Origin of the sequence: Microbacterium sp., assembly GCF_047972865.1 — a bacterium.
GTDB lineage: Bacteria > Actinomycetota > Actinomycetes > Actinomycetales > Microbacteriaceae > Microbacterium.
In genome coordinates this window covers 51,839-60,807 of record NZ_JBKEAY010000215.1, presented here as the reverse complement: position 1 = coordinate 60,807, position 8,969 = coordinate 51,839, and the positions used below count along the sequence as shown (strand labels likewise).

Sequence of the window (8,969 nt, the reverse complement as noted above, 5' to 3'; positions counted from 1 at the left end):
GGCCGATGCCGGATTGTTTCATGCCGCCGAACGGGGCGCGCAGGTCGAGACGGGTCGCGCCGTGGTCATTGACCCACACGTACCCGCATTCCAGTTGCGATCCGACCCGGTGCGCGGCGGCGGGGTCCGCGGTCCATACCGACCCACATAGTCCCGCCCAGGTGTCGTTCGCGGCGCGGACGACCTCGTCCTCGGTATCGAACGGGATGATCGGGATCACCGGACCGAACTGCTCCAGTTCCACGACCCGCAACGACGGGTCCGGGTCGATCACCAACGCCGGGCGCACGAAGTTCCCGTGTTTCATATCACCGCGCGGTAACCGACCGTACTCGCGTACTTCCGCGCCGGAGGTCTTCGCTTCCTGGATGAGGTCATCAACGAACGCTTTCTGCGCGCCCTGATGCAACGGGCCCATCGTGGTGCCCTCGTCGAGCCCGTACCCCAACACGACCTTCGACAACCGGGCATCCAACCCCGCGACCAGCTCGTCCATCCGAGACCGGTGCACGAACACCCGTTTCGCGTTCATACAGATCTGCCCCGTCGTGTCGAACACCGCCGCGTACAACCGGTCCAGGTGGGTGTCATCGATGACCGCGTCCTCCAAGAACACCGCCGCGTCATTCCCCCCCAACTCCAACGTGACCCGGGTGAGGGTGTGAGAGGCCATCTCCATCATCCGTTTCCCGCCAGCCACACTCCCCGTGAAACACACCTTCGCGACATCGGTGTTCTGGATCAGACCCGACATGTTCGCGTCCGCCCCGGTCACCACGTTCAACACCCCCGCAGGGAGCTTCTCCGCGACCCGCTGCACCACCCGCGTCGTCGCCAACGGCGCCGACGGCGGCGGCTTCACAATCACCGTGTTCCCCGCGAGCAACGCGTGCGGCAACGCCGCCCCCAAAATCGCGATCGGCCAATTGAACGGCACAATGATCGTCACCACACCCAACGACTGAAACGCGACCTCCGTCGACACCGGAATGCCCGGAGCCGTATCCAACACCTTCCCCGCATCGACCTGATCGGCGAGCATGAGCGCGAGATTCCAGCGGATCTCGAACACGAGGGCATCCACCCACGCCTCCATCCGCACCTTCCCGTTCTCCTGCGACAACACCGCCGCGTCCTCATCCCGATCATCCGCGATCCCCGCGATCGCCTCCGCCATCACCGCGGCCCGTTCCGTCGCGCTCAACCCGGCCCACCCCGGGTAGGCGACCTTCGCCGCCGCCACCGCATCGGCCACATCCGCCACCGACGCCGCCGCCGCCTCACCAACCACCACCCCCGGTTTGGCCGGATCAGCCACACGCAACACCTCGTCCGTGAACCGCTCCACCCCACCGATGAACAACCCTGTCCGCACTCCCGCGGCCGTCGCCATCTCACTCATCCGACAATCCCACCTCTCCGTGTTGTTGCCCTTCAACGTCGCACCGATGTCGACGCACGTCAAGAAGTTTATATATCGCCCTGTTTACTTGTAAATAGGTTCGTGCTAGCGTCGCACCCACCGCGGCGCCGGGAGACTCATTCGGCGGTCGGGAAGCAGGTTCTGACGACGCGATGCCGCGTCGCCGGAAGGATCCGTGTCATTCAACGAGGAGGCATGCGATGGGTACCCATACCCTCGACATCGGCGAGCGACCGAGCGTCGCCGAACTGGAAGAACTGGCGTTCGAACTGCGTACGAAGCTGCTCCAGCTGTGCGGGACGTACGAGGGCGCCGTGCACATCGGCGGGGATCTGTCGGCGGCAGACATCTTCACCGCGCTGTACAGCTACGGGATGCGGGTGGACCCCGGCGACCTCGCCAACCCGGAGCGCGACCGCTTCGTGCTCAGCAAGGGACACGCGGCCGTGTGCATGTACATCGCGATGGCGATCCGCGGGTTCTTCTCCTACGAAGGCATCGTCGAGACCTACGGCCAGCTCGACAGCGCCTACGGGATGCACCCGTGCAAAGTGCAACTCCCCGGCGTCGAATGCTCCACCGGGTCGCTCGGACACGGTCTGCCGCTCGCGGTGGGCATGGCGCTCGGCGCGCGCTACCGCGGCGAGGACCACCGCGTGTTCTGTCTGGTCGGCGACGGCGAGACCGGTGAGGGATCGGTGTGGGAGGCGGTGATGGCCGCCCGCAGCAACGGTCTCGGCAACCTCGTCGCCGTCATCGATCGCAACCGGCAGCTCATGACGAGCTTCGCCGAGGAGCGTGTCGTGTTCGAGCCCTACCCCGACAAGTGGCGCGCGTTCGGCTGGAACGTCATCGAGGTGGACGGCCACGACATGGGCGAGCTGGTCGCCGCGATCGACGCCCTCCCCGACCCCGGGAGCGACCGGCCCACGGTCATCATCGCCGACACCATCAAGGGCAAGGGCGTCGACTTCATGGAACGGAACCTGGCGTGGCACGCCGGCTCGCTCGGCGCCGCCGATCTGGAACGGGCGCTGGAAGCGCTCGAAAGCACGCGCGGAAAGGAGAATGCCTGATGCCTGTCACCTTCACGTTCGGAGAGATGCTCTCCGCACGATCGGTCATCGGATCCACGCTCGCCGAACTCGGCGAGGACTACGAGAACCTATGGGTGCTCACCCCCGACATCGGCGCGACGCTGGTGGAGTTCCGCGAGAAGTACCCGAGGCGGTTCCTCGATGTCGGGCTGGCCGAGCAGGCGTGCGTCGGTATTGCCGCCGGCCTCGCCTACGACGGGAACATCCCGGTCGTATCGGGGATGCTGCCCTTCCTCAGCATGCGGGCGCTGGAGCAGGTTCGCACCGACGTGTGCTACCCGAACCTGCCGGTGAAGATCATCGGCACGCACGGGGGGCTCGTCGGCAACGGTGGCTCGACGCACTACGCCGTCGAGGATCTGACGCTCATGGGTGCGCTCACGAACATGACCGTCACCTCGGTCGGCGACCCGCTCATGGTCGGCGAGGTCATCCGCCAGTCGATGACAATGGCCGGGCCGATCTACATCCGTCTGGCCGTCGGCAAGAAGGACCGGGTGCTCTACGAGCCCGGCCAGCACGACGTCCGGATCGGCAGAGGCATCGTCGCCCGCGACGGCGACGAGGTGACGATCCTCACGCACGGCACCACGGTCGCGCAGGCGATCGACGTCGCCGATGAGCTCGCCGCCGAGGGGCGGTCGGTGCGGGTGATCGACATGTTCACGATCAAGCCGATCGACGACGACCTCGTCGCCCGTTGCGCGGCGGAGACCGGCCGGTTCGTCGTGCTCGAAGACCACCTGGCGTACGGCGGTCTGGCCACGCGCGTCGCCGACGTCCTCGCCGACCGGCGCATCAGCCTCCGCGCGTTCGAGCGTCTCGGCATCCCCCAGGTCTACGCCGGGTTCGGCGAAGACGAACAACTCCGCGACAAGCACGGCTACGGCCACGACGCCACCGTCGCCGCCGTGCGACGGGCGCTCGCGGCCGGCTGAGTGCAGCGACGGACTCCACGGAGAGACCATGAGAACAGTAGCCGTCACCAAGATCGGGAGCCTGCGGGCAACCGACCCCGACGCTCGCGGCCGGATCGGCGTCGTCGACCTGCCCACGCCCGACCTCGGGCCCGAAGACGTCCGCATCCGGGTCGCGTACGCCGCGATCTGCGGATCCGACCCTCACCTGGCCGAGGGGTTCTTCGGTATGGACGTGCCGATCGGCCTCGGCCATGAGCTGTCCGGCGTCGTGGAGGCGCTCGGCGACGACGCGCACCGCAACGGGCTGTCGGTCGGGGACCGCGTCGCGGGCAACTTCGTCCGCTTCTGCGGCTCCTGCCGTCCGTGCCAGGAGGGGGCGCAACAGTTCTGCCAGCGGCTTCAGGACTACAACCGCCCGGGCATGGCCGAAACCGTCACCTGGCACGAGTCGCAGGTGTACCGGCTCCCGCCGCAGGTGTCGCTGTTGCAGGGATGCCTGCTGGAGCCGACCTCGGTCGCCGTTCGCATCGCCGACAAGACGAGGATGAACGTCGGCGATCGCGTCGTGATCTGCGGCGGCGGGCCGATCGGTCACCTCGCGCTGCAGGTGATGAAACGGTACGGCGCGACCAGCCTCACGATGATCGAGCCGATCGCGGCCCGGCGCGAGATGGCCCTGCGCCACGGCGCCGAGCACGTCATCGACCCGGTCGCCGAGGATCAGGCTGCCCGCACCGCCGAGATCACCGGCGGCCGAGGGTACGACGTCGTGATCGATGCGTCCGGATCCCCGCGGGCCGTGGGCGGGCTGCTCGAGATCGCCGCCCAGGGTGCGACCGTCGTCTACGGCGCGATGTACCCGGCCGACTACGAGATGCCGCTGAACCTGTCGGACTACCTGTATCTGAAAGAGCTCACGATCACCGGGGTGTTCGTCTCGCCCTACGCGTTCCCGCGGGCCCTGCAGCTGCTGCCCCACCTCGACCTCGACGAGTTCACGCAGTCGGTCTTCGCCCTGGGTGATGCAGCGGAGGCGTTCGACGTGCACGTCAGCGGGGCGCATCCGAAGGTGATCATCCGCTGCAACGACCTGCCAGATCGGGCGGTGCACCATGGATGAGGACGTACGCCCCGACCAGCCGCTCGCCCTGGAGGCGATCGGCATCGTCAAGCGATTCGAGGGGGTCCACGCGCTGGAGGATGCTCGCCTCGATGTGCGCGCGGGGGAGATCCACGCCTTGCTCGGGGAGAACGGCGCCGGCAAGTCCACGCTGATCAAGGTGCTCACCGGCATTCATCAGCCCGACTCGGGCACCATCCGGGTGCGCGACGAGGACGTCGAGTTCGAGAACGTGCGCGTGGCCAACCGGGCCGGTGTTGTCGCGCTCTATCAGGAGCTGTCGATCATCCCTACCATCAGCGTCGCCGAGAACATCCTGTTGGGGGAGCAGACCCCGAGTCGGAACGGCATCGTGCAGTGGGGGGCGTTGCACCGTCGCGCACAGGAGCAGCTCGACGTGCTGAACAAGCAGATCCCGCTGAACAGGCTCGGCGCCGACCTGTCGCCGGTCCAGCAGACCATGGTCGCATTCGCGCGGGCGCTGGCCACCGATGCCCGGGTGCTCATCCTCGACGAGCCGACGGCATCGCTGACGGACACCGAGATCGTCGACCTGTTCGCGGTGCTGCGCTCGCTGCGGGACCGGGGCGTGGCGATCGTCTACGTCTCGCACCGGCTCGAAGAAGTGTTCGAGTTGTGCGACCGGCTCACGATCATGCGCAACGGCAAGACCATCGTGACCAAGGACGTCGCCGACTCCCACGTCGACGAGGTGATCTCCACGATGGTGGGTCGGGCCGCGGCCGAACTGTTCCCCGAGCGGGGAACGGCGACCGCCGAGGTCGCGATGAGCGTCGACGGGCTGTGGGGTCGAAAGGTGAGCGACGTGTCGCTCCAGGTTCGCGCGGGGGAGGTCCTCGGGATCGGGGGCCTCGCCGGCGCTGGACGCAGCGAACTTCTGCGCATCCTGTCGGGCGCGCAGAAGCACGTGCACGGCACGATTGCCGTCGGCGACCAGACGCTGCCGCACTCCCCGGGAGTCGAGGTCACCCTGGAGGCGGGGGTGGCGCTGGTGCCCGAGGAGCGCCGCAGCCAGGGCGTCATGCTGACTGCCTCCATCCAGGACAACATCGCCATCGCCAACCTGGGCGCGGTCAGTTCCGGGGGCGTGGTCGCCGCCGGAAAGGTCACCGCGCTCGCCGAACGCGGCATGGAAGAGCTGCGGATCAAGGCCCGCAGTCCCCGCCAGGACGTCGGGGAGCTCTCCGGCGGCAACCAGCAGAAGGTCGTCCTGGCGAAGATGCTCGCGCGACAGCCGCGGGTGCTGCTGATGGACGAACCGACGCGCGGCATCGATGTCGGCACAAAAGCCGAAATCTACCGCCTGATCCGGCGGCTGGCTGCCCAGGGGACGGCGATCATCGCCGTCAGTTCGGAGCTGCCCGAGCTCATCGGTATGAGCGACCGGATCATCATCATGCACGAAGGCTGCGTCGCCGGGGAGGTCGCAGCCGCGACCGCGGACGAAGAAGTTCTCCTCGCCTACTGCTACGGAAAGTCGGAGTCGACCCATGACTGACACCCCCACCCGCACCGACCGCGTGCGCTCGTACGGAACGATGCTGCTGCACGGCGGCACCGTGGTCGCCCTGATCGCGCTGATCCTGTTCTTCTTCCTGATGCGGCCCGAGGTGTTCCTCACCTTCGTGAACATCCGCAACATCCTGTACCAGGTCTCCATCCTGGCGATCATCGCGGCGGCGCAGACCTGCGTGATGGTCGTCGGCGACTTCGACCTCTCGGTGGGGGCGAACTCCAGCCTCGCCGGTGCCGTCACCGCCAGTCTCATGCTCGGCGCGGTGCCGATTCCGGTGGCGATCCTCGCAGGCCTGGTGGTCGGCACCCTCATCGGGCTGTTCAACGGCTACCTCGTGGCGTATCTGAAGGTGTCCGCGTTCGTCGCGACCCTCGCGTCGATGACCTCGGTCATCGGGCTCGCCTATCTCGTCACTGAGGGGACCACCCTGTTCAACCTGCCGCCGGCGTTCAACGATCTCGGTCAGGGCCGATTGCTGGGCATTCCGCTGCCGGTGTACTTCGCGATCGTCATCGCGGTGATCACCTGGTTCGTGCTGCGCTACACCACGATCGGTCGGCGCTGGTACGCCGTCGGCGGCAACCACGAGGTGTCGCGGCTGTCGGGCGTGAACGTGCGCCGCGTCCGGATGATCGCGTTCGTTGCGGCGGGTCTGGTCTCGGCGATCGGCGGCATCCTGCTGGCGGCACGCCTGGGCAGCGCGAGCGCGGTGCAGGACGGAAACAACATGATGTTCGCCGTCGCGGCCGTCTTCCTCGGCATGACCGTGGTGCGCTCGGGGGCCGCGAACCTCGGCGGCACCATGATCGGTGTCGCCATCATCGGTGTGCTCTCCAACGGTCTGAACATCCTCGGCGTCAACGCCTACGTCCAGCAGGTGCTCACCGGCCTCATCATCGTGGCCGCGGTGACACTGTCCTCGTTGCGCAGCAAAGAACGGTAGTGACCCGCGCGCCGGGACCGTCCGGCGCGTTCCTCAAGAGAAACCACGCATCACCAACAAAGGAGTAGACATGCGTACGTCGTTCAAACCCCTCACGGCGGTTGCCGCCGCAGCGGCGCTGGCTCTGGCCGGATGCTCGTCGGGAGGCGACACCGGTGGCGGAGGATCCGCCGACGCCGGCGGAGATGATCCGTTCCGGGTGGTCGCGTTCACCTCCGGCAACCAGACCCCGGTGGGGGCGTGGTGGGTGAAGGCCGTCGAGGCCAAGGCCGACGAGCTCGGCTGGGACCTCACCATGATCCAGGGAGACTTCGACTTCCAGAAGATGAACCCCGCCGTGGAGAGCGCGATCGGGCAGGGGGTGGATGCCGTGCTCGACGGCTACACCGACTACGCCTCGATCGGGTCCATCATCACCGCCGCCCGCGACGCCGAGGTTCCGATCTTCGCGATCGACGCCGGCACCGAAGCCACCGACGGGTTCGTGCTGAACATCACCTCGAACCAGGAGGGCATCGTCGATCAGACCGTCGGTGCGATCGAGGCGCAGCTGGGGGGTCTGGAAGGCAAGACCGTCATGGTCGTCGGGCATGACCCGCACCCCGGCATCCGCATGCGCTCGGGTATCGCCGAAGAGAAGCTCGCCGCCGCCGGTGCGACGATCGCCGGCGGCGACATCCAGCAGGTCACCTCGCCGGCCAGCGGACGGACCGAGGCGCTCGCGCTGGTGGCCGACTACCTGAGCGCTCACCCCGGTGAGCTGGACGCCGTCTGGGTCGGATGGGACGACGCCGCCCTCGGCGCGACCCAGGCCATTCAGGAGGCCGGCTCCGACGCCGTCGTCACCGGCGTGGACGCCGTCAGTGAGTCGATCGCGGCGATCCAGGCCGACGGACCCATGATCGCCACGATCGAGCAGCCTTGGCCGTCGATCCTGGACGACGTTCTCGAGGCCATGGTCGCCTACCGCGACAGCGGCGCGCTGCCGTCGAGCAACTTCGAAACGGTCGACACCACTCTCGTCGACTCGTCGAACGCGGCTGACATCACGCCGTCGGACAAGCTCGGCTGATCATCCGCCGGTGGGAGGGGCGCACGCTCCTCCCACCCGCTCCGAGCGACATCGCAGAAGGAAAGAGGAAGAAATGCGTTTGCAGGGAAAGGTCGCCCTCATCACGGGCGGTGCCAGCGGTATCGGACTGGCGACGGTGGAGAAGTTCGTGGCCGAGGGGGCGCGGGTGTCCATCGCCGACCGCGACGTCGCCCGGGCGGAGGCGGTCTCGGCCGAGATCAACCAGCGCGTGCCCGGGGCAACGGCGGCGGTCGGCGTCGATGTGTCGGTGTTCACCGAGGTGGAAGCGGCCGTGAAGTCCGCGGTGGATGCCTTCGGCAAACTCGATGTCATCTTCAACAACGCAGGCATTGCCGGGGGCAAGCCGCTCATGGACCACGACCCCGCTGTCGACTACGACCCGATGATCCGCATCGATCAGGACGGCGTCTACTACGGCATCCTCGCGGCCGGGCGGCAGTTCAAGGCGCAGGGGACGCCGGGGGTCATCATCAGCACGTCGTCGGTCTACGGCGAACAGGCCGCCGAGCTGTCGTTCACCTACAGTGCCGCCAAGGCCGCCGTCATCTCGTTCACCCGGTCGGCGGCGTACGAGTTCGCTGAGTACGGTATCCGCGCGGTCGCCATCACGCCGGGTCGGGTGGCGACACCGATCATCAACCAGTTCAGCGAGGACCTGCGCGCGGTCTTCGCCTCCGAACAGCTGCGCAACGCCATGACCCAGCCGCACGAGATCGCCGACGTCGTCGCGTTCCTCGCATCCGACGAGGCCAACGTCATCAACGGCACGGTCGTGCACGTCGACGACGGGTACTCGGCGTTCAAGCAGCGTCTCGACCTGCCGGTGTTCTGAGCCG

8 protein-coding genes are annotated in these 8,969 nt (G+C 67.5%); 7 read left to right on the top strand and 1 reads right to left on the bottom strand.

Annotated elements, in window-relative coordinates; translation table 11 throughout:
• A partial coding sequence (locus ACK5KK_RS13325; RefSeq protein WP_416890568.1) for an aldehyde dehydrogenase family protein occupies positions 1-1,402 on the bottom strand: 1,402 nt, incomplete at its 3' end.
• A 221-nt stretch (positions 1,403-1,623) separates the two neighbouring features.
• Here ACK5KK_RS13325 and ACK5KK_RS13320 point away from each other — a divergent pair.
• From ACK5KK_RS13320 to ACK5KK_RS13290, 7 genes are all read left to right on the top strand, one after another.
• Positions 1,624-2,499 carry a transketolase gene (locus ACK5KK_RS13320; RefSeq protein ID WP_416890567.1) on the top strand — a complete coding sequence of 292 codons (876 nt, stop codon included), beginning with the start codon at positions 1,624-1,626 and terminating at the stop codon, positions 2,497-2,499.
• A complete protein-coding gene (locus ACK5KK_RS13315; RefSeq protein ID WP_416890566.1) occupies positions 2,499-3,458 on the top strand; it encodes a transketolase family protein in 960 nt (319 codons plus the stop codon). Before ACK5KK_RS13320 ends, ACK5KK_RS13315 begins: the two co-directional genes overlap by 1 nt.
• 28 nt (positions 3,459-3,486) lie before the next feature.
• Complete coding sequence (locus tag ACK5KK_RS13310) at positions 3,487-4,560, top strand: zinc-dependent alcohol dehydrogenase (RefSeq protein WP_416890565.1); 1,074 nt, start codon at positions 3,487-3,489, stop codon at positions 4,558-4,560.
• Positions 4,553-6,079, top strand: coding sequence for a sugar ABC transporter ATP-binding protein (locus ACK5KK_RS13305; protein ID WP_416890564.1), 1,527 nt, complete (start codon positions 4,553-4,555; stop codon positions 6,077-6,079). Before ACK5KK_RS13310 ends, ACK5KK_RS13305 begins: the two co-directional genes overlap by 8 nt.
• A complete protein-coding gene (locus ACK5KK_RS13300) occupies positions 6,072-7,040 on the top strand; it encodes an ABC transporter permease (RefSeq protein ID WP_416890563.1) in 969 nt (322 codons plus the stop codon). Before ACK5KK_RS13305 ends, ACK5KK_RS13300 begins: the two co-directional genes overlap by 8 nt.
• A 70-nt stretch (positions 7,041-7,110) precedes the next feature.
• On the top strand, positions 7,111-8,112 hold the full coding sequence (locus tag ACK5KK_RS13295; protein ID WP_416890562.1) for a sugar ABC transporter substrate-binding protein: 1,002 nt from the start codon (positions 7,111-7,113) through the stop codon (positions 8,110-8,112).
• 73 nt (positions 8,113-8,185) lie between these two features.
• Positions 8,186-8,965 (top strand): SDR family NAD(P)-dependent oxidoreductase, encoded by a 780-nt coding sequence (locus ACK5KK_RS13290; RefSeq protein WP_416890561.1) that lies wholly within the window; start codon positions 8,186-8,188, stop codon positions 8,963-8,965.
• The last annotated feature ends 4 nt before the right edge of the window (positions 8,966-8,969 follow it).

Coding starts and splice junctions, on each gene's coding strand:
- ACK5KK_RS13320 (WP_416890567.1), top strand. CDS start 1,624: ATGGGTACCCATACCCTCGACATCGGCGAGCGACCGAGCGTCGCCGAA.
- ACK5KK_RS13315 (WP_416890566.1), top strand. CDS start 2,499: ATGCCTGTCACCTTCACGTTCGGAGAGATGCTCTCCGCACGATCGGTC.
- ACK5KK_RS13310 (WP_416890565.1), top strand. CDS start 3,487: ATGAGAACAGTAGCCGTCACCAAGATCGGGAGCCTGCGGGCAACCGAC.
- ACK5KK_RS13305 (WP_416890564.1), top strand. CDS start 4,553: ATGGATGAGGACGTACGCCCCGACCAGCCGCTCGCCCTGGAGGCGATC.
- ACK5KK_RS13300 (WP_416890563.1), top strand. CDS start 6,072: ATGACTGACACCCCCACCCGCACCGACCGCGTGCGCTCGTACGGAACG.
- ACK5KK_RS13295 (WP_416890562.1), top strand. CDS start 7,111: ATGCGTACGTCGTTCAAACCCCTCACGGCGGTTGCCGCCGCAGCGGCG.
- ACK5KK_RS13290 (WP_416890561.1), top strand. CDS start 8,186: ATGCGTTTGCAGGGAAAGGTCGCCCTCATCACGGGCGGTGCCAGCGGT.